25 protein-coding genes are annotated in these 24,669 nt (G+C 33.3%); 3 read left to right on the top strand and 22 right to left on the bottom strand.

Annotated elements, in window-relative coordinates; all coding sequences use genetic code 11:
* Positions 1 to 287: 287 nt before the first annotated feature.
* Genes ASG22_RS18070 through ASG22_RS18050 form a run of 5 tightly spaced genes read right to left on the bottom strand, consistent with a single transcriptional unit; the run spans position 288 to position 4,601 of the window.
* Positions 288 to 845 (bottom strand): serine acetyltransferase, encoded by a 558-nt coding sequence (locus ASG22_RS18070; protein ID WP_055987659.1) that lies wholly within the window; start codon positions 843 to 845, stop codon positions 288 to 290.
* A 39-nt stretch (positions 846 to 884) separates the two neighbouring features.
* A complete protein-coding gene (locus tag ASG22_RS18065) occupies positions 885 to 2,036 on the bottom strand; it encodes a glycosyltransferase (RefSeq protein ID WP_055987657.1) in 1,152 nt (383 codons plus the stop codon).
* The gene (locus ASG22_RS18060) at positions 2,037 to 2,600 is read right to left on the bottom strand and encodes an acyltransferase (RefSeq protein WP_055987655.1); all 564 of its coding nucleotides are present in this window, start codon (positions 2,598 to 2,600) and stop codon (positions 2,037 to 2,039) included.
* 2 nt (positions 2,601 to 2,602) lie between these two features.
* Positions 2,603 to 3,760: a glycosyltransferase gene (locus tag ASG22_RS18055; protein WP_055987653.1), complete on the bottom strand. Its 1,158-nt coding sequence runs from the start codon at positions 3,758 to 3,760 to the stop codon at positions 2,603 to 2,605.
* Position 3,761: 1 nt separating this feature from the next.
* Positions 3,762 to 4,601, bottom strand: coding sequence for a glycosyltransferase family 2 protein (locus ASG22_RS18050; protein ID WP_055987651.1), 840 nt, complete (start codon positions 4,599 to 4,601; stop codon positions 3,762 to 3,764).
* A gap of 87 nt (positions 4,602 to 4,688) precedes the next feature.
* On the opposite strand from ASG22_RS18050, the gene ASG22_RS18045 reads away from it, so the two are divergent.
* The 3 genes from ASG22_RS18045 (at position 4,689) to ASG22_RS18035 (ending at position 7,966) form a co-directional block, all read left to right on the top strand.
* Positions 4,689 to 5,459: a class I SAM-dependent methyltransferase gene (locus ASG22_RS18045; RefSeq protein WP_055987649.1), complete on the top strand. Its 771-nt coding sequence runs from the start codon at positions 4,689 to 4,691 to the stop codon at positions 5,457 to 5,459.
* Between the two features lie 146 nt (positions 5,460 to 5,605).
* Positions 5,606 to 7,039 (top strand): MBOAT family O-acyltransferase, encoded by a 1,434-nt coding sequence (locus ASG22_RS18040; protein WP_055987648.1) that lies wholly within the window; start codon positions 5,606 to 5,608, stop codon positions 7,037 to 7,039.
* A complete protein-coding gene (locus tag ASG22_RS18035; RefSeq protein WP_238586946.1) occupies positions 7,040 to 7,966 on the top strand; it encodes a hypothetical protein in 927 nt (308 codons plus the stop codon).
* On the opposite strand, the gene ASG22_RS18030 is transcribed toward ASG22_RS18035, so the two are convergent.
* From ASG22_RS18030 to ASG22_RS17950, 17 genes are all read right to left on the bottom strand, one after another.
* Entirely contained in the window at positions 7,958 to 8,899 is a 942-nt protein-coding gene (locus tag ASG22_RS18030; protein ID WP_055987645.1) for a glycosyltransferase family 2 protein, read from the bottom strand. The genes ASG22_RS18035 and ASG22_RS18030 overlap by 9 nt on opposite strands.
* A gap of 50 nt (positions 8,900 to 8,949) precedes the next feature.
* Positions 8,950 to 9,888 carry a glycosyltransferase family 2 protein gene (locus ASG22_RS18025; protein WP_055987643.1) on the bottom strand — a complete coding sequence of 313 codons (939 nt, stop codon included), beginning with the start codon at positions 9,886 to 9,888 and terminating at the stop codon, positions 8,950 to 8,952.
* On the bottom strand, positions 9,885 to 10,817 hold the full coding sequence (locus ASG22_RS18020) for a glycosyltransferase family 2 protein (protein ID WP_055987670.1): 933 nt from the start codon (positions 10,815 to 10,817) through the stop codon (positions 9,885 to 9,887). Before ASG22_RS18020 ends, ASG22_RS18025 begins: the two co-directional genes overlap by 4 nt.
* Positions 10,818 to 10,819: 2 nt before the next feature.
* Positions 10,820 to 11,821 carry an acyltransferase family protein gene (locus ASG22_RS18015; RefSeq protein WP_082505043.1) on the bottom strand — a complete coding sequence of 334 codons (1,002 nt, stop codon included), beginning with the start codon at positions 11,819 to 11,821 and terminating at the stop codon, positions 10,820 to 10,822.
* 27 nt (positions 11,822 to 11,848) lie between these two features.
* Complete coding sequence (asnB, locus tag ASG22_RS18010; protein WP_055987640.1) at positions 11,849 to 13,645, bottom strand: asparagine synthase (glutamine-hydrolyzing); 1,797 nt, start codon at positions 13,643 to 13,645, stop codon at positions 11,849 to 11,851.
* 37 nt (positions 13,646 to 13,682) lie between these two features.
* Entirely contained in the window at positions 13,683 to 14,612 is a 930-nt protein-coding gene (locus ASG22_RS18005) for a glycosyltransferase family 2 protein (RefSeq protein WP_238586945.1), read from the bottom strand.
* 3 nt (positions 14,613 to 14,615) lie between these two features.
* On the bottom strand, positions 14,616 to 15,251 hold the full coding sequence (locus ASG22_RS18000) for a hypothetical protein (protein ID WP_238586944.1): 636 nt from the start codon (positions 15,249 to 15,251) through the stop codon (positions 14,616 to 14,618).
* A 75-nt stretch (positions 15,252 to 15,326) separates the two neighbouring features.
* Positions 15,327 to 16,160, bottom strand: coding sequence for a 2OG-Fe(II) oxygenase (locus ASG22_RS17995; protein WP_055987636.1), 834 nt, complete (start codon positions 16,158 to 16,160; stop codon positions 15,327 to 15,329).
* Positions 16,161 to 16,185: 25 nt separating this feature from the next.
* Positions 16,186 to 17,058 (bottom strand): glycosyltransferase, encoded by an 873-nt coding sequence (locus ASG22_RS17990; protein WP_055987667.1) that lies wholly within the window; start codon positions 17,056 to 17,058, stop codon positions 16,186 to 16,188.
* Positions 17,058 to 18,563: a hypothetical protein gene (locus ASG22_RS17985; RefSeq protein ID WP_055987635.1), complete on the bottom strand. Its 1,506-nt coding sequence runs from the start codon at positions 18,561 to 18,563 to the stop codon at positions 17,058 to 17,060. The genes ASG22_RS17990 and ASG22_RS17985 overlap by 1 nt, the downstream gene beginning before the upstream one ends.
* A gap of 2 nt (positions 18,564 to 18,565) precedes the next feature.
* Positions 18,566 to 19,666: a DegT/DnrJ/EryC1/StrS family aminotransferase gene (locus tag ASG22_RS17980; RefSeq protein ID WP_055987633.1), complete on the bottom strand. Its 1,101-nt coding sequence runs from the start codon at positions 19,664 to 19,666 to the stop codon at positions 18,566 to 18,568.
* A gap of 3 nt (positions 19,667 to 19,669) precedes the next feature.
* Positions 19,670 to 20,602: a GNAT family N-acetyltransferase gene (locus ASG22_RS17975; RefSeq protein ID WP_055987631.1), complete on the bottom strand. Its 933-nt coding sequence runs from the start codon at positions 20,600 to 20,602 to the stop codon at positions 19,670 to 19,672.
* Positions 20,592 to 21,080 carry an acyltransferase gene (locus tag ASG22_RS17970; protein ID WP_055987629.1) on the bottom strand — a complete coding sequence of 163 codons (489 nt, stop codon included), beginning with the start codon at positions 21,078 to 21,080 and terminating at the stop codon, positions 20,592 to 20,594. Before ASG22_RS17970 ends, ASG22_RS17975 begins: the two co-directional genes overlap by 11 nt.
* Positions 21,067 to 21,993 (bottom strand): DegT/DnrJ/EryC1/StrS family aminotransferase, encoded by a 927-nt coding sequence (locus ASG22_RS17965; RefSeq protein ID WP_055987627.1) that lies wholly within the window; start codon positions 21,991 to 21,993, stop codon positions 21,067 to 21,069. The genes ASG22_RS17970 and ASG22_RS17965 overlap by 14 nt, the downstream gene beginning before the upstream one ends.
* Entirely contained in the window at positions 21,993 to 22,397 is a 405-nt protein-coding gene (locus ASG22_RS17960) for a sugar 3,4-ketoisomerase (protein ID WP_055987625.1), read from the bottom strand. Before ASG22_RS17960 ends, ASG22_RS17965 begins: the two co-directional genes overlap by 1 nt.
* Positions 22,387 to 23,652 carry an ABC transporter ATP-binding protein gene (locus tag ASG22_RS17955; protein ID WP_055987623.1) on the bottom strand — a complete coding sequence of 422 codons (1,266 nt, stop codon included), beginning with the start codon at positions 23,650 to 23,652 and terminating at the stop codon, positions 22,387 to 22,389. The genes ASG22_RS17960 and ASG22_RS17955 overlap by 11 nt, the downstream gene beginning before the upstream one ends.
* A gap of 33 nt (positions 23,653 to 23,685) precedes the next feature.
* Positions 23,686 to 24,534, bottom strand: coding sequence for an ABC transporter permease (locus tag ASG22_RS17950; RefSeq protein ID WP_055987621.1), 849 nt, complete (start codon positions 24,532 to 24,534; stop codon positions 23,686 to 23,688).
* Positions 24,535 to 24,669 lie beyond the last annotated feature (135 nt).

The raw sequence follows: 24,669 nt of genomic DNA, 5'->3' as shown, positions 1-24,669 counted from the left end.
GAACCTTTAAATTCTTTCCCGTCAATATAAATAAAACTGTAAACCTGGGGACTGTGTTTTTCTTCCGAGAACTGGCGGTACGTCTTCCCGGAAAAGTGTTTTTTAAGATCGTCAGGGTGGTTCAGGCGACCACCGATTGAGGACGCATAAGCATCGTTGTTATTTTCTATCATTTGTATTTATTTTTGTGTTTTTATGTGAATATATTGGGATGTCCAATATTGTTCATAAAATTCTTATCTAATGTAGGAAAGATTATCGGAATTCTAACAAAAGTGGAAAAATTTTTAAATTTTATTATTAATATATCCTTCTGTAGCATCGTCCTTAGAGTAAATTTTTCCGGGATTCCCCATCACTACAGAATTCGCAGGAACATCGAAATTAACATAAGAATTAGGAGCAATCAAAACATTATTTTCAATAGTAATTCCTCCCACAATGACTGCGTTGGTACCGATCCAGACTTCATCGCCAATTATAGGGAATCCGGCATTTTTTCCGCGGTTTTGTTGACCAATGGTTACACCTTGAGCAATGTTGCAGTTTTTTCCGATTTTTACTTTCGGATTAATGACAAGACTTCCCCAATGTCCCAGATAAAAGCCATCACCGATTTCGGTTTCAGGGTAAATCTGGAAACCATACTTAATCTGATAATGTCGCAAAATAAATTTCCAGATAGTTTTTAAAACCGGTGTTGTTTGGTATTTTTGGGCTTTTCTTAAAACATAAATGAAATGAAGGTTGGGATTGATGCATTTTGCCCAAATCTCAAAAGTGGGAAGCCATTTTCCGCTTTCACGGTAAAAATCTTTTTGAAGCGTAGAATGTTGGTCTGCCATACAATAAAGGTAAGAAATCTTAGGTTTTATGGAACGGAATTATAATTCGTCTAAAATTGAAGTTATTTTATTCACTGAATTTTCAAGATTAAAAGGCATTTCGTAATCTTTCAACTGATCAGAATATTTTTGGAAAGATTCAGGCTCAGATAAAGCTTTTTTCATTCCTTTATAAATTCCGTCTTCAGAATTTTCTACGATTAAACCTAATTTACCATCATTTAACATTTCTTTTGCTCCTGAAACTTCGGTGGAAATTATTCTCTTTTTCAACGTAATAGCTTCAAAAAGTACTGTCGGAAAACCTTCGTATCTTGAACTCAAAATATAAAAATCTGCATTGTTGAAATAAGGGTAAGGGTTATCTGTAAAGCCAAGCATTGTCGCTGTTGCATCAACACTAAGTTCAGATTTGAGTTTTTTAATATTTTCAAAATCATAACCGTCACCTACGATCAGAACTGTGTGTTGAAATCCTTCATCCAATAGTTTTTTATGAACTCTTAAAAGTCTATCGAAGCCCTTCTGTGGGAAAACTGTTCCTACAGAAACAAAAGTGGGAATTGTATTATCAAAATTATAATTAATGGTGATTTTTTCTGCTTTAGCTAAAAATTCTTCTGTATCCAGAGGATTATAAATTCTTACGATTTTCTTTTTTTCAATATCATTTTTGGCTAAACTTTGGAAAAGCTGTTCAATTTTTTCAGAAATCACCATAATTTTATCAAAACCGAAAAACTTTTTGATTTCATCGTTGGTATATCCTTTTACTTCTGAAAGATCATTGTGAATCCAGACAATTTTTTTTGACGATTTTAATGGAGATCCAAGAATTTCGTCACGCATTCCGTGGATTGCGGCAAACTCAATGTCGTATTTTTTACCTTTTAGTTTCTTTTTGTAAAGCAGATTAGGGAATTTTTTCAGTGACTTTTCATGAAGCACTCTTGCCACTTTTCTTGGGATTTCATGAGGACGGTTTGTTGTAATCATTTCTCCTTTGTGGAGGTGTAAAATATTAATCCAATCCGGAACTTCCGGTAAATATTTTCCTGAATAAAGATTTAATAATAAATCGATTTCATATTTATCCTGAGGGAGATTTTTTAAAAATGTTACAAGCACTTTTTCTGCTCCACCGTGACGCAGAGAGCCTATACGAATGAGGATTTTCTTTTTTTCGGTCATTTATTTTCTTACAGGTTTGTATTTATGAGGGAGATTTTCTTTAATATATGCTTCTAGTTTTGGTCTGTCTTTTTCCAACTCACGAGGATACATTACATTGTTTGCCAGTAATTTATCACCATATTCTTCAATAGTACAAATATATTTTGCGGGAACGCCTGCATAAACCGTTCCGGAAGGCATAGATGATGTTAAAATAGACCCAGCTCCCAAAACGCAATTATCGCCCATCTCCACACCCAACATTATTATTGTATCTGCACCGATAAGGCATCGTTTGCCAATTTTTATTCTTCCGAAAGTTCTCACATCTTTATACTTATCAAAAAAATGTAAGGCATTTTGACCTCCGTCATGATTTACAAACCGCACATTGTTAGAAAAAGTAGTTTCATCACCAATTTCTATTAAAAAACATTCGGTTCCAAACTGGGGAACTTCTACAAAACGAACATTTTTACCTACTTTTAATCCTTTTGCTAAGCAGATTTTCAGATAAATTTTCTGTATCATAAACTGATACATCGTATGAATTTTCAGGATGATACGATAGATTAGAAGCATATTTACTTTTTAACTAAGTTAGTGATGATTGTTTCAACTGAATTGAAGATCTTCTGATTGTCAAATTGTTCCTCAATATTGGTCAGGTTCTCTTTAATTTCAGCAATTAATTCAGGTTCTGTAAGAAATTTTTTCATAGATTCATACATTTCGTCGGTTTCGTAATTGATAAGATAACCTGTTTTTCCATGTTCAATCATCTCAGGAATTCCTCCAACATTGGTTGAAATAATAGGTTTTTGAAGAATCAAAGCATCTGCAATAATTAACGGCCAGCCTTCAGATTCTGATGGAAGGATGAAAAAATCTGCATTTTTTACCTCTGGATAAGGATTCATAGAAGAGCCTAGCAGTTGAAAACTTTGTGTAACGCCTAAATCTTCTGCCTGTTTTTTAAGATTTCCCATTTCTTCACCGTCACCGATAACGGCAATATGATGATCAAAACCGTCTTTTAATAATTTGGCGTGAGCTTCCATTAATTTATGAAATCCCTTTCTGCTGTGAAGTCTTGCTACAGAAACAAAAACAGGCTTTTCGGGGAAATCAGGTTTAAAAGCTTGTGCTTTTTGCTTTAATTCTTCAATTGGAATTGCATTTAAAATTACCTGATTTTCAGGAATTTTAAGATCAGGATAGGTTTCAATTAAAATATCTTTCGTCTGCTGCGAACCGAAAATAAAATAGTCGAACTGAGGAATTTGCTTTAAGATTTCAGGAACAAGCGGTTGAAGTTTCGGTAACGTAATATCTGAATGAAACCAGCCAATTTTTTTTGAATTTTTATTTACAGAATTCAGAACGGCAGAAAAAGCAGCGTAGGTCGGTGCAATTTCTATATCGTAATTGTCATTGAGGATTTTCTGAGCAACAGTAGGACTTTTCAAAGCTTTCTGAAGTCTCAATTTTCTCTTTACCAATTGTACTTTCTGAACCACTGAATTTGCTGAAAGGTCTTCTCTTCCATCTGTAAGATAAACTTTTCTCACATGTTTCGGAATCTCGTTCCGAAGTTCTCCCTGGTTGATATTCAGGCAAAGGGTGAGATCAAATTTATCTTTGTTAAGATGATTGAGCATGCTTAAAATTACCTTTTCCACACCTCCCATTTCCATAGAACGGTGCCTGAATAAAACTTTTATCTTGTTGTTTTCCGGCATTTTATCCAAATATTTTTTGTGCTATAATTAATATTTTTTTCTTTAATCTGAATGGTAGTTTATTTTGATATTCCAGTAAATCGAAAATTTCTCTCGGATCAGCATAATTTTCTGGAACGGGTTTTCCGTTAATTTCTTTAATATTTCTGCGTTTCATGGCTTCCCAGATGGCAAAGGCATAATACTGATATGATTTCTGTTTGTTTTCGTTTTGCGAAATTCCTCCTGCATGAGCACGGTATAGATAATTGGTCTGATCTATAAACTGCACTTTTCCCGCTTCGTACATTTTATAATATAAATCCTGGTCCTCGGCAATTCTTAGCTCCGGATTTATCCTTGGAGTATTCATGTAAATATTTTTTCTAAAGGCAACAAACGGAGCTATCTGTATCGGGAAATTAAAGAAAAGTTTTTGTCCATTGGGAATCTGCATTGCACCTTTAAATTCTTTAAGAGGATTCAGTTTTTCATCGCATTTTACCAACCGGGAATAGGTGAGAACTACGTCTTTTTTCTTTTCCAGAACTTCCATAGCACTTTTCAGGGCATTGGGTTTTATTACGTCGTCGGGGTCAAGATAACCACAAATATCACCTGTAGAAAGTTCGATTAATTTTGATTTTGTAACACCAACTCCGGAATTCGTTGCATTCTCGTAGAGTTTGAATCTAGGGTCATCAGCAATAATACTGTTGATGATTTCAACGGAATTGTCTGTAGAACGATCATCAATAATTATAACTTCCCAGTTTTTAAATTCCTGAGAAAGTACTGAATTATAGCAATCTTTAAAGAACTTTCCATTATTATAATTGGCGATTAGAACAGAAAATTTCATCCTTTTGTGTTAATAAATTTTTACAAATATAAATATATATTAAAGATAAGAGAAAAATCTTTATTTTTGTGTCTTAAATTTAACACAGTGAGTGAAGTATCAAGAGTTCTCAAGACATTTATTGCCTATCTGAAAAGACCGGATCTGTATCCCGAGTTGGGCAGGAAGATCGTAAAAAACACCGTAAACAGAGGCAATGCCTTTAAAGGGAAAGAAAAAACAAATTCCTGGGCAGCTTCGAAATCTATTTCCCAAAAAGAAGCGGTTGCCAAACTTTTCAATATAGACATTACCCCTTTTAGAAGTACCTATTCTGAAATCCTTAAAGAATCTGAAAGAAAAGAAAACGAATGCCCGATCAAAATGGGTGGTGCGGGAGCTTTGGAATTAATTTTTTATTCTTGTGAGTTTACCAACGCAAAAAGTGCTGTAGAAACAGGAGTTGCTTACGGGTGGTCTTCTTTGGCAGCATTGCTTTCTTTGGAAAAAAGAGGTGGAACGTTGTATAGTTCAGATATGCCTTATTTGGCTCAGGATGGCGATCAGTACGTAGGGTATATTGTTCCTCAAAACCTAAAACCAAATTGGAAATTATTCCGTTTTGCTGATAAAGAATCTTTACCTAAAATTTTTACAGACAACACAAGCTTTGATGTTGTACATTATGATTCAGATAAAAGTTACAATGGAAGATTCTGGGCTTATACAGAGCTTTACAAGCATTTGAGAAAAGGCGGAGTTTTCATTAGTGATGATATCGGAGACAACTCTGCATATCAGGATTTCTGTGAAAAAAATAGTATTGAAACAACTGTCGTAGAATACGAAGGGAAATATATAGGGGTTTTCGTAAAATAATCACACGTATATTGTAAAGATAATCAGGTGCTTCCATGGAATTCAAAGTTGAGTTCCGGCTGTAGCATTGGTTTTCAACTGAGATTTACCTTACATTTTCAAAATAGTTTCAGAAGAATACATTAATAACTTTTTAATCGTATTATATGTTATTCAATTCAATTGGTTTTTTGATATTTCTTCCAATAGTTTTTATATTATATTGGTTTGTTTTTAACAAAAAGTATCAATTTCAAAATATACTGCTTCTTGTAGCGAGCTTCTATTTTTATGCTTGTTGGGATTGGCGATTTTTATTTTTGCTGGTATTTTCTATCGGGCTGGATTTCTTTTCGGGATTAAAGATAGAAAAAAGTAAGACGGGTAGTGAAGCTAAGTTTTGGCTGGCTCTCAGTATTATCATAAATCTGGGATTTTTAGGATTTTTCAAATATTATAATTTTTTTGTTGAAAGTTTTGTAGACCTTCTTTCTAATGTCGGTTTTAAAGTAAACCCTTGGCTGTTAAGTATTGTACTTCCCGTCGGAATATCCTTTTATACATTTCACGGGTTGTCGTATGTGATCGATATTTATAAGAAAAGAATTACGGCAGAACGGAATTTTGTTGATTATTCGGTATTTGTAAGCTATTTCCCATTATTGGTTGCAGGACCCATTGAAAGGGCGACTCATCTTTTGCCGCAGATTCAGAAGAAAAGATATTTCAATTATGAGCTTGCAGCAGACGGAATGCGTCAAATTATGTGGGGATTATTCAAAAAAATGGTTGTCGCAGATAATTGTGCGCCTTTGGTGAACGAAATATTTACCCATTATCAAACCGAAAGTGCGAGTAACCTTGCTTTGGGTTCAATTCTTTTTGCTTTCCAGATTTACGGAGATTTTTCAGGATATTCAGACATTGCATTGGGTGTTTCAAAATTGTTCGGAATAGAATTGTTGAAAAACTTCGCATTCCCATATTTTTCAAGAGATATTGCAGAATTCTGGAGAAGATGGCATATTTCGCTTTCTTCATGGTTCAGAGATTATCTTTATATTCCGTTGGGCGGAAGCAAAGGCGGATTAATGATGAAAATACGGAATACCTTTATCATATTTCTGGTTTCGGGATTCTGGCATGGTGCTAACTGGACATTTATTGTCTGGGGAGGTTTGAATGCATTATATTTTATGCCTTTATTGATTTCGAATAAGAATCGGCAGAATCTTGAAGTTGTGGCAATGGGAAGATTTATTCCTTCACTAAAAGAAATTTTCCAGATATTGATTACTTTTTCTTTAACATGTTTTGCGTGGATTTTTTTCAGATCAGAATCAGTATCTCAGGCGATTGATTATATCAGGAGAATATTCAGTTCTACATTATTTTCAATTCCTCATCAGTTACCTTATAAAGTTTTGGTACTTATTCTTTTGATGTTAATTATTGAATGGGTAAACCGAACAAAAGTACATGGTCTGGAAATAGAACGATTTAACCCTTGGGTGAGAAGAATATTATATGTAGGAATTATTTATATTATTCTGCGTTATGCTAATTTCGGTAATAATGAATTTATTTATTTTCAATTTTAGATGAAAAAGTTTTTATTCAAACTATCATTCTATCTGGTAGGCGGGATTTTATTATTCGGCTTGCTGGGGTCATTCGCAGATGGAAATATCGACGATAATTATATGCACTTTGCCGTAGAGAAGCCACATAATATTATTTTGGGTGATTCCAGAGGTTCTCAGGCTATTTTGCCGAGTGTGCTGAAGGGAAAGCTTCATCTGAAATTTGATAATTTTGCCTTGAATGTTGTACAGTCGCCTTACGGACCGGTTTATTTGGAAGCAATAAAAAGAAAAATTCATCCTGATACAAAAAATGGAATTTTCATTCTGACGGTTGATCCATGGAATTTATCCTTAAATAATACCATAAAAGAACTGAAAAATTTTCCGGAAGAACATTCTCCGCTAAAGAATATGTATTTTTACGATAAGTCTCCTAATTACGAATATCTTCTTAAAAATTATTCCCGAAGCTGGTTCAAAATTTATACAGAAAGAGAAGAATCAGGCAGATCCAATACTTTTTTACATAAAGACGGTTGGCTGGAAGTTAACGTTACCATGCAAAAGGATTCTTTAGCGAAAAGAGAACTTGAAAAAGAAAAGTTTTTCGGTGAAGATGTTGCGAAAACTCAAAGTATGTCTAAGGTAAGACTTACTGCACTTGAAGATATTATTAAATTTCTTAAAAATAAAGGGACGGTTTACTTAGTAAGAATTCCTACAGGCGAAAAAATTATGGCGATTGAAAATTCTTACGCACCGGATTTCAACAAAAAAATTAAAGCTATTTCGGACAAAAATGGTGTGAGATATTTCGATTTTTCCTCCAGATCCAATGATTATGAATATACAGACGGAAACCATATGTATAAAGAATCCGGAAAATTTTTCACTTCCCGGATTGCAGATTCCATACTTTTAGACAAAAAAAGTTTAAAATAAATATTCTCTAAAGTTGATATTATATAGCCCAGACCTGATGCTTGTATAGTCTGTAATCAGATATTTAATAATCATACTCCATTTTTTAACAGGAGGGGCAAGTGCAATTTCAAAACTGCGGTGCATCCTGCTGATATGTTTTTTCACATCCTGATGCATTGTATTTTCATTTTGAGCCCAATCATTTATTTCTTTCCAAAGAAGTACTCTTGTTGTGGCAGGATTTATTTTTTTTGCGTCTACTGCAGTTATTCTGTTGTTTTCATGAACCCCTCTTATTGCAACTGCCTTATCTAAAATTCCGGGGTAAAGGTCGAGGTAATAAGAAAGTCTGAAAAGAAATTCTGTGTCCTGATGAAGTCTTAAATGGGTTTTAAAAAAGGGACTCAGTTTTTTATCCAGCGCCTCTTTTCTTATGGTTAAACAGTCGATGCTGAAAAGTCCGAAGCTTCCTGTCATATTAATCTGACCCGGAAAAACTTCTTTAGGTTCATGTCTTTTATAAACCGTTGTCAATTTATCTCCAAAAAGCTTATAATACTGTTCTTTAGCTTTTCCCGAATAATAGTGGACCCCTAAGGCTCCATAAACACCTTCTACTTTAGGGTCTTTAAAAAGTTTTCTTTCTGCATCAAAACGGTTGGGCAGGTAATAATCGTCTGCATCCAGAAAGGCTATTAAGTTCCCGGTTGCCTTCATGAGCCCGAGATTTCGTGTAGGTCCGGCACCATGATTTTCTTTATCAGGATGTTGAAAGAGTTTTACCCTTTCGTATTGCTGCTCCAGTCTTTGGCAAACTTCCAGGGCATTATCAGGAGATTTGTCTTCAATTAAAATAACTTCATACACTTCATCAAACTGGAGAGCAGATTCTACAGCTTGAGCTACGTATTTTTCGGCGTTGTAAACGGGAACAATTACAGATATTTTCATCGGTTTAAATATTTATTTTATTATTAACAATTGTGTTGTTTATTAATAATTTATAATATGGTGTGTCTGAAATTTATATTATACAAACCAGATCTTATGCTTGTATAATCTGTTAGTAAGTATTTGATAATCATTCCCCATTTTTTTATTTTTGAGGCATTTGCGATCATAAAACTGCGTTCAATTCTTGTTAAATGTATTTTGATATTTTGAGGGATAGTTTCTTCCTTCTGAGCCCAATCATTTACTTCTTTCCAAAAGATTGCTCGCGTTAATGAAGGGCTTATTTTTTTTGAATTAACTTCTGTAATCCTGTTTTCCTCGTGTATACCTCTTGCTGCGATGGCTTTGTCAATAATTCCGGGATACAGTTGGAGATAATAGGAGAGGCGTAACAAAAACTCGGTATCTTCATGAAGTCTTAATGAATTTTTAAAAAAAGAATTCATTTTCTGCAGAGATTCTTTTCTTACCGTTAGAGTGTCTAAACTGAATTGCCCAAAACTCCCTCTCAGGTAGATAAGCCCGGGGAAAACGTCTTTGGGATCATGCTTTTGGTAAACAGTCGTTAAATGATCTTTAAAAAAATCATAATGCTGTTCTTTTGCTTTTTCAGAATAATAGTGAACGTCCAATGCTCCATAAATTCCTTCTACGTAGGGATTTTTGAAAAGTTCTTTTTCTGCATCAAAACGGTTCGGATAAAAATAATCGTCTGCATCTAAAAAAGCTATAAAATCTCCTGTTGTTTTTTCTATCCCTAAATTTCGTGAAGCCGAAGCGCCATGGTTTTCCTTGTCGGGATGCTGATAAAGTGACACTCTCTCATATTTATCTGATAGATACTGACAAACTTCCAGTGCATTATCAGGCGATTTATCTTCAATCAGAATAACTTCACATACTTCATCAAACTGAAGAGCAGACTCTACGGCATTTTCAACATATTTTTCTGCATTATATACAGGAATAACTACGGAAATTTTCATTTATAATAATTAAAACGGTACTTTGTCTTCAATATTTCCGGATTTTTGATGCCTTCCAAAGCAATTGAGAAATATTTTAAAAGTCCTTTTTTTTGAGATAAATCAAATGATTTATACGTCAAATAAATTCTTTTTCTTTCCTCTGAAGATAGACGGTTTTGGTTCGCCCAATCGTTTAGAGATGTCCAATACAACAATTGTCTTTGGTTATATTGCGGTGAATATTGAATAATTTTTGTAATCCTGTTATCATCGTGAATCCCTCTTATAGCAATGGCTTCATCAATTATTCCTGATTTTAGATAACAGTGATATGCTAATTTAATGATAAAATCCGAATCCTGATGTACACGAAGATTTTCGTTGAATCTGAGTTTATGCTTTTCAATGGCACTTCTTCTTATTGTTAAAGCATTCAGGTGGAAAAATGTACCGAAAGTTTTAGTTGATAAGCTTAATAAACCTCTGAAAACTTCTTGACCTTCTGCATGGTAATTTACGGTTGTAAGCGATGAATCTTTAAATTTTGACTGATATTCCTGTTTTCCTTTTTCTGTCAAATATTCAATTCCGATTGCTCCGAAAACACCGTCAATTTTTGGATCTTCGAATAATTTTTTTTCAGCATCAAATCTGTTGGGAAGATAATAATCATCGGCATCCAAAAATGTAATAAAATTTCCTGTTACTTTTTCAAGTCCAAGATTTCTGGTTGCTCCGGCGCCGTAGTTTCCTTTGTCAGGATGTTGAAATAATTTTATTTTAGGGTTTTCAGAAGCTAATTTCTGACAAATTTCCAACGAATTGTCTGTGGATTTATCTTCAACTAAAATAATTTCTTTTACCTCATCAAAATGTACTGCAGATTCTACAGATTTCTCCAAGAACTGACCTGCATTATAAACGGGGATGATTACTGAGATTTCCATATTCATATTTTCAATTTTAGTTTTAGATATTCGGTTATTTTCTTTTCAACAAAATGGTATAGAAATGCCGCTACAATAATTACGATGATAATTTTAAATATAAAATAAGGAAGATTAAGATAGCCATCTACTTTAAATTTTCTAAAAAAAATATCCACAAAAGGATGGGAAAGGTATAAAGAGTAAGAGATGTCGCCTAAAAAAACAAGACTTTTTTTTCCTTTAAAATGAAAACTATAATCAAAAAGTAAAAAAGAGAATACAAACAATGAGATTATAGGAATAACAAGCAGTTCATTATCTATGGAAATTAAATCTAATAAAAAAAGAATAAAGGAAGCAATACCAATGATACTTATAGGAATTGCCCATTTCTTGGGAACAGAAAATTTTTCCAACAGTAGAGCAAATAAAATTCCTATGATGAAATATAAGTTGAGGTGACTTGTCACCATATTTGAGTAACCATTATTAAATGTAAAGATTAACCCTAAAATACTGGTGATGATAAAAAATATAATGATAAAGAAATATCTGTTCTTTTTAAATAGTAATGAAATCCCGAAAATCAGATAAAAAAAGATTTCATAATTCAGCGACCATCCCAAATATAGAATTGGGAATATGTCTTTTTGTGGTAAAAATAAAATCGAGTGAATAAATCTTGTATATAATTCTTTATCAGTAAAATACAAAAAAAAATTCCCGCCTATTATCATCCATAATAACGTAAGAATATAATAAAGCGGAACAATTCTTATGATTCTTTTTTTATAAAACAATATTATTTGCTTTAAATTATTTTTATTAAAATTTAACTTTTCTGTTGTGAAAACCATGATAAATCCGCTGATAACGAAAAAGATAGGAACGCCAATGCTTCCTTTTTTAAAAAGAATATCACCCAATTTCAATTCTTCAAAATTTATATAATTCTTAAAATGAAAACAACAAACCAGCAGTGCTGATATTGCCCTTAAGATTTGTAAATTATTTAATTTCATAAGACTATATTGGATCAATGGCAGGTATTATAATACATTTTGGTTATTGTGCGCCCAAAGAGCCAACTGTAGTAAATTCCAGTGCTTATGATCTTTATTTAAAAACTTTTGTGTTGCTTTAAAATCAATATAATTGAATATTTTCTGATCAGGATTTTTTAATAAATCATTGGAGAGATTAACTAAATTTTCTTCTTCAAACCAGCTTTTAACACTCATTCCAAAACCTTGCTTGTGACGGGCTCTGATGGTTTCTGTCCAGTAAGATCCCATGGCTTCACGGAGAATAATTTTATCATTTTCATTATCAATTTTTAGCTGTTCAGAAAGCTGGATACAGAATTCAGCAAAATCAAGATCAAGAAAGGGTGTTCTTACCTCAAGAGAATTTGCCATTGCCATTCTGTCGGATTTTACCATCATATTACCTGGAACGTAACCCTCCAGATCAACTCTCATGATGTCATTCAATGAATCCGGATTTGGGTTAAAACTATAAGGCTGAGAATAGGTTGAGGCAATTCCTAACGCATTCTTTTCTTCTTGATTAAAAGAATTTCTTACAAAATTCTGATGAAAATCCAAAATGTTTTCATGTGCCATATTCTTTTGTGAAACAAAGGAAATTGGTCTTACTTTTTGATATAAATTGAGTCCAAACTTAGCAATAATATTCTTGTAACTGAAATGTTTTCTTAGCTGATTTTCAACTCGGTAAAAATTGTATCCGCCAAATAATTCGTCACCAACGTCTCCCGAAAGGACAACGGTAAGATTTTTTCTAGCATTTTTACAAATCTCAAAATGAGGAATGAAAGAAATATCTGCAAAAGGTTCATCAAAAAAAGGAGAAATTTTTAAAAGTGAAGTTGCTAAATCTTCTTTTTTCTCATGAACTTCAATGTGATTTGTTTTGTATTTATCGGCAATTTCTTTGGCATATTTCAGCTCGCTGCCTTCATGATCATATCCAAAACTGATGGTGGTCTGTTTTGGTAAAAACTCTGCAACTAAAGCTACAATAGAGGATGAATCTAATCCACCGCTTAAAAAACTGCCAACTTCTACATCAGCAACCAATTGTTTTTTTACTGCATTTTTTAAAAGATAAGTAAATTCTTCTTTAGCATCAGACAAACTTAAAACGCTATCTTTTGCCGGAAGGCTATAATATCTTGATATAGTAAACTTTCCGTCTTTCCAGATCAATTGATGAGCGGGAGGAAGAGTGTAGATATTTTCGTAAATGCTGTGATATGTGCTTACATAACCATACTGCAAATAATAGGAAATCGCTTCCTGATTTACTTTTGGCTGAATAAGTCCGGATGCTAAAATAGCTTTAATTTCTGACGCAAAAATAAATTCGTTGTTTTTTCCGATGGCGTAGAAAAATGGTTTTTCACCAAACCGGTCTCTTGCACAGAATAATTCCTGCTTGCCGTTGTCCCAGACTGCAAAAGCAAACATACCGGGAAGATCATGAATTAAATTTTCCTGCTTTCTCTGATACATTGCCAAAATCACTTCCGTATCAGAACTTCCGCGATAAGGATATTCTGGATATTGCGCTTTTATAGCCTGGTAACCGTAAATTTCGCCATTCAGAACGATGCATTCATTCTTTGTAGAGGAAAGCATCGGCTGTTTTCCGTTTTCAGAAAGATCAATAATGGAAAGTCTGCGATGTCCTAAAGCGGCATTTTCATAAAATTCAAAGTCAGAAGAATCGGGACCACGGTGCGCTATGGCATCGGTCATTTTTTTTAATTCTTCGTGGTAATTTCTGGCGTTATTGGCAATTATTCCGGCGATTCCACACATAATATTTTATTTTTCATCATTAATATGTCAAGGTAATTTACGATAATTTAAGAAAAGTAGGTCCTTTCTGAGCCACCTGATCTCGAAGACTTTTCAGCATTTCTTCCTCTTTGGAGATTTTTGCTTTTTTCTTTGACAATATTTTATATTGATCCATATTTCCAACAATAAAATTCTTAATCATACTTTGTCTTAAAGACTTCTTTTCAAGTTGCAAGGCATGAGATAACCCCGGATTCATGATATTGGTTTCTATACGCATATCCGGATATTTCTTTAAATCAATCTTATGAAAGGATTGTACACCATCATGTACCGCTTTGGCAGAAGGTACCAGTAAAACTTTTTTCTGATGAAAATGAATGCGGTTTACATATTCATTATCTTCGCCGTAGTGAAAAAAGTAGGGACTAAAACCACCAACAGTTTCTACCGTATTTCTTGGAATAAACCAATGGGCAGCATTAATGAATTTTACTTCATAATATGGTTTCAAAGTTTGCATATAAAGATCTGAAATCAATCTGTTTTTCTCGGTATTTTGTGCAATATAGCGATCCATGTAAATATCCATATGGTTTTCCGATCCGTCGATATGCATTGGGCTTATAATTCCGATTTCATTCTGTTGAGGATAGTCATTGTAAACTTTCAGCATTTTCTCCATGCTGTCTTGATACAACCATGCATCCTGATTCATTAGATAAAAAAAATCGGCACCTTCTTTATATGCTTTCTCTATTCCGATATTGTTTGCCTTTCCGAAGCCTAAGTTTTTTTCAGACCGAACAAAATCCACTTCCGGAAAATGAGTTTTAATATACTCTTGAGCTCCGTCTGTAGAGCCGTTATCAATAACAATACAATGTAGAGGAATACTGGAATGTCTTACGCTTGTAAAACATTTCTCTGCCCATTTCATTGCATTGTAGGTGATAATAATGATATAGATCTTAGGAATTTGCATTGATTAAATATATTTTTCAGCTAAAGTTTTTAAATATTGATCGGCAGTAATTCCTTTAAAGAAAGAATTCGTTGTCTCATTAAAATGTACTTTGTAAAAATCACCTTCATCAGATTCAATATAATCTGCTTTTTTTTGTATATGCTCCTGAATGGCACCAATAATTTCTTTCAGATCATAGTAATAGGGATAAGCAAAATTCAGCGTTTCATTTTTGATGGAAAGACAATTGGTGCTAAGAAAGCTTGCTATATCATCGATGTCCAACAAAAGTCTTCTAGCCTTACTGTGAACTTTAAACTGACTGCTATTGGTAATCTGGTTTTTAAGAAAATTAAATAATGTATTCGGGTTTCCGCCTTTTCCTACGATATTTCCTATCCTTAGAATAAGATAATTTTCACAGTTGTTTTTTATAAATTCTTCAATGTGAAGTTTATGTAAAACATATTGACTGTCTTGTTTTGATTGGTCTTTTACACTCAGCGTGGAAAAATAAACCAGTTTACTTTTATTATGGGCTTTTATACTGTTTTTTAATAGTGAAACTTCTCTCTCAAATTCTGAATTTCGTGTTTCGAGGGAATTAGAGACTCCCGAAGCGAAAAATAAATATTCTTCAGAGTCTATGCTTTTCAATGAATTTGCAACAAGGCCGGAACCAATTATCATAAATATTTAATTATTTATAAAATTATCTAATTAAAAAAATATTTAATTTCCAAAAAATTTGTAATACACTCTTTTCATCAGAGATGGTTTTTTGTAATCTTGTGTTTTTCTTTTTGTATTTTCATCCCATGCGGTTGTATCTTGAGCAGAGTTTTTTCTTTGCACAAAAAGGGTGTTGTGATTTTCTTTAAACGCAATAGCCTCAGATTCGGGTCTTCCGTTTGAATAATAATATAATGCTAAAGACTTTCTGCTTCTGTCTTCAGGGCAATTTAAAGGATCAGGATGACCATGATAGGAATTGGATGTGGTTGAAAACATTGCGATTGTATTGAATGTAGGAGCTATTTTTGTCTCGCATTTCGTTAATTCCTGATTCCATAATTCGAAATGACCTCCGTATTCATCTTTCCAATCTTTATTTAAGTATACCAAAATATTAACTCTTCTATCTAAACCATTGATAGGGTTTTTATTAAAATCGGCATGTACTTTTAGAAGTCCTCCTTTTTTTATCTCATGAAGCCCTCCTCCTGAAAAATAAGGATCACCATATAATACCTCTTCTATACTTGTCAGTTTATTTACAAAATTAAGGAAAGGTTCTGAGTTTAAGAAATACATGAGTTCTCTGGTTTTAGGTCCAAAAGATTTTTCACCCTTACCGGCAAACTTTTTTTGAAGAGGATCATTAAAACTTATTGAATCTTGTTTCGAAAGATCGGGAAATTCTTGTAAGACTTCTTCTAAAAATTCAGGATTAAAGAAATTGTCGAATGAAATACTGGGGAATGGTGCATTGTTCTTATATTTTGCTGCATGATCTTCTGCAAACTTTAATAAATCTTGATTGTGGGTGTTTAAAAATTTTTTCATTGTGATGTCTTATTAAAAAATTAATTTATCTTATGGTATTATTCTTCTTATTGATATCAAAAGAATAACGTATGTAATTAAAATATTTTATTAAAATTAGGTAATGTCCTTTTATATTAAGGTATTTGAATGGATAAAATTTTAATGTAAATAAAATACTCTTCCTATTTATCGGGTAGTGTTGAAAGTATCTGCTAACAAAACTTAAAAAAGCCTTCTTTTCTGTTTCAGGATTTTTCTTATGAAATGAGGCACCCAACCTTTCCCGAATAGATATATTAGTGTCAAACCAGATTTTGTTTAGATTTCCCATAGAAAAATGTTCTATTAGGATGTCATCAATTGTGTAATTTTGGAGAGTTTTTGATACCCTCAAGCTTATATCTAAATCGTAACCGTGAAAACCTTTTAGTTCTTCGTTAAATTTATAGTTTAAATAATTTTCTTTTTTTAAGGCTAAAAAAACACCATCTACTCCGTATACTTTATTCATCGTATTCTGCATTGTGCATGTATGAATTTGAATTGGATTTTCTTTAGTGCTTTCAAGAATATTTGTCTGTTGATATTCCTCTGAAACCGTCCAGCTTGACGGAGCGATAGGAACATAGGAAGAACCGGAAACTCCTATAATTCCTACATTAAATTTCTCAAGATGAGAAATTAATTTTTCACCCCATTCATGGGTGTGAAAAATGAGATCTTCGTGCAAAAAAAGAAAATTTTCATATTGAGCTTTCGATGCACCAAGATTATAAGCTTTAGTTATGCTCATCAAATTAGGATTCCATATCTGAATGATTTCATATTGAAAGCCACTGCCGATCGTATCGCTTATATTTTTAACAAGCTGGTCATAATAAGACGGTTGATATGATGAAATAATGATGGATAGCATTAAATATATTTTAAGATTAAATATCGCAATATCTTTTTTTTTGATAAAATTCTTACCCACGAAGGATTATTAAAAGATAACATGACTACCTTCAGCTTTGGAAAAAATCCGAGACGCTCTGTAAATTTGTAGTGATCCACTTTTTGTGCACCTATCACTGAAACAATTTCTTCATCTTTTCCATCCCTGAAAACTTCATGGTCAGGAATATCCCGAGTGCTGTGTTTTGTATCTTTTGTACTCTTTTTTATCGTATTTAATTTATTTTTCCATGCATCCAGAGAAAAATGATCCTTTACGTATGAACATTGAATTTTAGTCATATGTTTTCTGTAACTTTCATCAGAAATCATTTTTTCTATGGTGTTATGCCACTCCTGAATATCTTTAGGATAAGTAAATCCGTCTTTCTCTGTCAATTCAAAAACTTTATAGACGTCTGAAGGATTATAATGCAGAACGTAAGGAATTCCGGTCAGAGCAGATTCAAGAAGAGAAGTGAAGGATGGCACGGGAAATCCTTCTACATATAAATCACATATTTCTATGTATTTACTGATATTACGGGTGGGCTCAACAAAAACAAGCCTTTCATGCTGATATTTTTTTCTGTTATGATTATTTGCTGAAATCCCGATGATACTGAAAATAACATGGTCAAACTTTGTTACAATTTGTAAAGCCTCTTCCAGGAAATTATATTCTTCATTGGGTTCATATTTAGATTCTGTACCCATAGATACAATATTAAAAATCTTATTATCCCCATTTTTAAGGTTATATGATTGGTTGACAGGAATTGGAAGAAAAAACTGGTGATCTGCCGGAATATTTCTGTTGTCGGAATCTTTCTGGATATTAGTAGCTCTTATTTGAAGTAAAAAATCAATTATTGGAGCACCAAGCCAGAATGTATGCTCAGCATGATTAAGAAAGAAAACCGGACTTTTTATTTTTTCGGACGAAAAAACCATAGACGGAATTGCATCATTCGGATGAATGTGTAAAATAATCCTGCTAAAATTATTTTCGCTTAGAGTATTTGCTATTTTCTGTGCTTTTACGATGGGCGTAAGCTTTTTATCATAGGTAAACACATTACCGTCGATAACAAAATTGTAGACTTTTGCAATCTCAGATATAGAATCAAGATCTTGTCTTGTACTTAAAAGATAATGCTTACTGAAATCATCATTTTCAATCCAGTTAAACATGAGTTTTGAATGTCCACCCACAGGATATATTTCCGAAAAAACATGTAATGTTCTGTCTTCCTGATGCTCAGGGACAATCTGTTCTTCAAACGTTATATTTTTCAGAGCAATATTTCTGATGATAGATTCAAGAGCATTTATGGTATAATAACCCGGAAAATTAAACCAAGCAGAATGCGAAATTTTTTCTATATACAGCAGACAATCGTTGTACCTTCCACAATTATAAAGAAGTTCAGCGATTTTCAGGGTTTTCTTAAGATATTTTTTATTTTCCGGTAATCTGGACATTCTTAAAATGTATTTACAGTTTCAATAATGTTAAGTATTTCTTCCTCGGTCATTACAGGTGAAATCGGCAAACTCAACACTTCAGCATGTATTTTTTCACTGATAGGGAAAGACAGATCTTTCCATTCTTTGTAAGCTTCCTGCCTGTGCGGTGGAATAGGATAATGAATTAAAGTTTGAATGCCTTTTTCTGTAAGATAATCCTGTAATTCATCTCTTTTTTCAGAACGGATAACGAAAACGTGCCACACATGTTCATTTTCATCCGCAGGATATTCCGGAAGAATAACTGCAGGATTTTTTATCTCATCAATAAAACGTTTTGCGATCTGTTTTCTTATGGCATTCTCATTATCTATATATTTCAGCTTCACATCCAAAACCGCAGCCTGAATTTCATCAAGTCTGGAATTTAAGCCTTTATATATATTGACGTATTTTTGATTGGATCCGTAGTTTGCCAATGCTCTTATGGTTTTTGCCAATTCGTCATCATTGGTTGTTACAGCACCCGCATCCCCCAATGCTCCCAGATTTTTTCCTGGATAAAAGCTGAAACCTGAAGCATCGCCAAGATTCCCTGATTTAATGCCGCTCCACGCTGCGCCGATAGCTTGCGCATTATCTTCAATAATTTTTAAACTGTGTTTTGATGCAATTTCTCTGAGCTGATCAGAAAAAATAATTCTTCCTTGGAGGTGAACGATCAGAATCCCTTTTGTTTTCGGAGTAATTTTCTCTTCAATTTTAGAAATATCAATATTATAGGTATTGATTTCCGGTTCTACCAATACAGGAATTAAACCATTGTCTGAAATGGCAAGAATAGATGCAATATACGTATTGGAAGGGACGATAATTTCATCGCCCTCACTCATTATACCCAACTCCATATAAGCTCTCAGAATAAGTCGTAAAGCATCAAGACCATTGGCAACACCAATAGCATTTTTTACCCCAATATATTCAGATAGGTTTTTTTCGAAATTTGAAAGCTGCACACCCATCAGGTACCATCCTGAACGGAAAACTTCAATAAGTTTTGCTTCGATTTCGTTTTGATATTGTAGATTGATTTTTTGTAAATCAAGGAATTTAATCATAATTTAAAGTTTAATGGAGTAAAAATCTAAAGTAATTCCACGGGCTCCCATGTTTTCTTTCTGCTGAATCAAGCCTTCGTTCAAATATTTCCCCTGGCTTTCCGTAGAAATACCAAAGCTGTAGTATTTTTTGTTGCCGAACAGATTGATAAGCGTATAATTAATAAAATCAAGAGCTCCTAGTTTTCTTCCGTCCTGCGATGCCGCCATATATTGGGTATGAATTACATTTCCAAAATCAAAAATGACGATTCCTGCTAGAAGATTTCCGTCTTTTCTTGCTTCAAACAATCGAATATTATCCGGGAATTTTTTTGAAAGTAAAGTAATCTCTTTTAAGGAATGTACAGGCTTTGCATCGAATTTTTGTAAAACGGACGCAAGCAGACTCCAATATTCTTCAAATTGGTTAGTTTCAGCAACAGTAATTCCTTTTTCTTCACATTTTCTCACCAACTGTCTTTTGGTCTCGGAAAAACGGATCGGATTGGAGAGGTCGATAACCGATGAAATATCTCTTCTGAAAATTAAAGCTTCATGACGGAACAATGCATATAAATCTTCTTCCGCAGGATATTTATGAAAAATATGAGGGATTGCCTTGTAAATTATTTCATCAAAAGACTGTTCCTGATAATATTTTTTTATTTCGCTAAAGATTTTCAGAACCTCGCTGGCTTTTGCGTAATGCGAAATAATTAATGATCCAAAGGTAAGTCCTCCGTGGGAAACGATCTGTTTGTCTAATTCATTTGCCGGAAACACGGCTGCGATTTTATTATGATTAAAAATAATCAGAGAATGGTCTGTAAACCGGTCAGAATGATAATCCATAAAATCTCTGTCAAAAAGGAAAAAGCCACTTTTTGAAGTTGATATAAATGAATTCCATTCGTCTTTATGGGAACTGTTGTATTTTACGATTTCAAATTTCATCGGGGTTTGGAAGTGTTTTTATAAGTTTTGCAGGATTTCCACCAATCATCGAGTAATCCGGGAAGCTTTTGTTGACAAAACTGTTGGCAGCTACCACGCAGAATTTACCTAACTGTACTCCCGGCATAATGACGACATTAGCTCCGAGCCAACTGTGGTCGCCTATAGATATTTCGCCTTCAATCAGCGGGAAAATTTTTTGCATTTCTTCACTTGCATTAGGTCCGGAATCAGTCATAATGTTCACATTTTGAGCGATCGAAACATGCTTGCCGATGGTAAGTTTCTTTTTAAAACCATTAAGAATGCTGAACATTCCTACATAAGAACTTTCTCCAATTTCCAATTGGTTGTTTTCTGAACCGTAAATACTACAAAGTTTTGCAATCTTAACATTGTCTGCAATTTTTACATTATTTATTGATGAAGAAGGATCAATGATGACATTTTCACCTAAAGAAATATTACTTATTTTCATGGATAAAAAATTCAATAAGGTTAATAATATAATCCATCTCAAATACTCCTAAAGCTTGATGTACGGGAATAAAAAAGACATCTTTTCCGTAAAATATACTGCATTCGACACCGTTTTTCTGCATAAAGATTTTAAAATCTGAGAGATGTAAACCATTATTTTCAAACATAAAGACAGAAGGAGTTTCAAATTCAGAATATTCTGTAAAGTTTTTAAAACCCAATCTTCTTAAAGCAGATAGTAGATAATTATAATTATCTTTTCTTTTATTTATAATATTTGTGGCATCATCCAGATAATGCATGACCAGCTTTTGAAGATAATCATGATATGGTTTATGTTCAATAACTACATAATCTGGTTTATTGATTTTCAGAATTCCACCAAACTGTAGAGGGAAAAATTTAGGAAGACTGTAAATGGTGAAATCTCCGTAACTGCCAATATGATGATCAGCATTATTAGAAAACAGGCTCATCGCACAATCTTCAATAATCGGAAGATTATAATTTTTTATGGTCTCCATATCCTGAAAAATCTTTCCGAATTCATGGATTACAAATATAAGTTTAGTTTTGTCTGATTTTTCTCTGGACCAAGTGCATATTTTTTCAATTTCATTTGTGACACAGCTGCTCACATATAGGTTTGAAGACGGAGTAAGAATGAGAACCTCATCTTCTTTTGTAAGATCATAATGGCTCAGAGCTTTAAAAATGGCTTCTTTTCCACTTAAAAAATATTCATGCTGTCCGAAAAAATCGTTGTAGCTGCTGACTGTTTTTTCACAGAAAGAACTGTTTTTAACAATATCAGCATTTCTTTTTAAATCAGCAGTAGTAAAAGGGCTGATAAAAAAAGAAGGTTGTCTGAAACTATCAGGATTTATTATTTGTTCTTTATGAAAAATCATTATTTATATTTTTTGAAATCATTATAATCTCTAAAATAGTCATTTTCAGTATAAAACTCTGAAGCTAAACATAAAAGAACGGCATTGTGAGAAAATTTTATATCACGCCAAATCAGTTTCGGCAAATACAAGCCCGTAGACGGATTGTCCAGAATAAATGTTTCCTTATTTCCTTCTTTATCTTCCGTATTAAATTCAATAATACCGGAAACAGCCACGATGATCTGTTCAAGATTCCTGTGTGCGTGCCCTCCTCTTATGACGTCTTGTGGAGTATAATACGTCCAGTATACCCGTTTAATTTCAAAAGGAACATTTTTCAAATTTTCGGCAACGGTAATAAAGCCCAGTGACGAACTACCGATTTTATCCAGGTTTATGTATCGAGCTTTATTATTTTCCATGGAAATTAATTTTATAATCAAAACTAGGTCTTATTACACCCGGATAAATATGCATTTTGTTTCCAACCTTTACATTTTCTACTTCAAATCCTACAATATTGTCAATTCCGTACATCAGAACGCTTTGGTCTTTTCCGAAATATAATTTAAAATAATAATTTCCTGCATTCAATGAGCCGGAAGGAATATCAAATTCTACAATATATTCTCCCACTTTTGAATCATTGTTATCTGCAACAAAAGATCCAACATGGAAAATAACCAGTTCTTCATAATTTTTTAATTCAAAAGTGGTGTCAAGTGTGATGTTCGGACAGTAATTCTCGAAAACCAGCTTTACATGAACTCCTGAATCTATATCAATTAAATTACCGTGAATAGGTTGTACAGAAAATTCTTTTATTTTGATATTTTCATTTCCCAAAGCTTCATTAATATTGCCGTTATAATGATAATGACTTGTGGTTGAACTGCTTTTTTGATATTCGATAATAGTATTCAGCATATCTCCTTCGTATGCCAATGTCCCCTGACTTAAAAGTATACCTTTATTACAAAGCTCTTTTACAGCGGTCATATTATGACTTACAAAAAGTATGGTTCTGCCTTCTCCTTTTGCAACATCATTCATCTTTCCCAGACATTTTTTCTGAAAATCTGCATCACCTACCGCTAAAACCTCGTCTACAATCAGAATTTCAGATTCCAGATGAGCGGCAACTGCAAAAGCAAGACGGACGTACATTCCTGATGAATATCTTTTTACAGGAGTATCAATATATCGTTCCACTCCTGAAAAATCTACAATTTCATCAAATTTTCTTGAAATCTCTTTACGGGTCATTCCCAGAATTGCGCCGTTTAGAAAAACATTTTCACGACCTGTCATTTCTGGGTGAAATCCTGTTCCGACTTCCAAAAGGGACGCAATTCTACCGTTGGTATATATTTGCCCTGTGGTGGGTTTTGTTACTTTGCTTAAAAGTTTTAAAAGAGTTGATTTTCCGGCTCCGTTTCTTCCGATAATACCTATTGCATCGCCTTGTTTGATTTCAAAATTAATATCACGAAGCGACCAAACGTATTCGGAATTCCCTTTTTTCGTTCTGTCATTGGTTTCACCGATTTTAAGATAAGGATCTTCTTTTCCTCTCACTTTATGCCAGAATCGGTTGAGATCGTGGGATAGAGTGCCTGTTCCTACTTGACCGAGGCGATATTGTTTTGATATGTTTTCTGCTTTTAGAGCCAGCATTTGTATAATTGATTTTGGGAATTAATAAATTTTTTAAACAGTGTCCATAAATGTCTTTTCCACCTTATTGAAAATGAATGTACCGATTACCAACAAAATAAGAATAATAAAAGTACTGATGATCAACATGAGCGGAGAGAAATCTCCAACGCCTAGCCATGCATATTTGAAACATTCAAAAATACCTGTTAAAGGATTGTAAAATGATAAATTCTTAAAGAATCCGGGCAGGGCTGAAGTTGGGTAAATAACGGGTGTAGCATACATATATAAACTTACACCAAATCCTAACAGCATGCTCAAATCTTTGTATTTTGTCGTCAGTGCCGAGAAAATCATCCCAACGCCTAAAGCAAAAAGTGCCATCAGAATAATAAGAAATGGGGTGGCTAAAATCCAAAGATTAGGATGTATTTCACCTTTAGATAAATAATAAACCCAGCCAATAATGAATAATAAAAACTGAACTCCAAAACGCATAAGATTGGAAATTACAATTGATAAAGGCGTAACCAACCTTGGGAAATATACCTTTCCAAAAATACTGGCATTTCCTACGAATGTAGAAGAAGTTCCTAAAAGGCATGATGAGAAATAATTCCAAAGTGTAATTCCTGCAAGGTAGAAAAGTAATGGAGGAGCACCGTCTGTCGGAAGTTTAGCAATTCTTCCGAAAACAATTAAATAAACAATTGTCGTTAAAATGGGATTAATAAAAAACCAAATTGGTCCTAAGATTGTTTGCTTAAAACTTGATACAAAATCTCTTTTTACAAACATGTAAACAAGATCTTTATATCTCCATACTTCTTTGAGTTTTAGGTCAAATAAGGAATGGTCGGCGCCAATCGTTTCGGTCCACTTTTGTTGTGGTTCATTCATCTGTGTAAAAATTTAATGCAAATGTATAATAATTATATTATCTGATATTTCCAATTTTATGAATTATTATTCATACGTAATAGGAAAATAACAACTAATATATTAATATTTGTTATTATTAACAAAAACTATTGG

It is taken from the genome of Chryseobacterium sp. Leaf405 (genome assembly GCF_001425355.1).
In the GTDB taxonomy this organism is placed as follows: Bacteria; Bacteroidota; Bacteroidia; order Flavobacteriales; family Weeksellaceae; genus Chryseobacterium.
The sequence above is the reverse complement of the archived record's forward strand: the minus strand, read 5'-3'. Positions and strand labels throughout refer to the sequence as shown.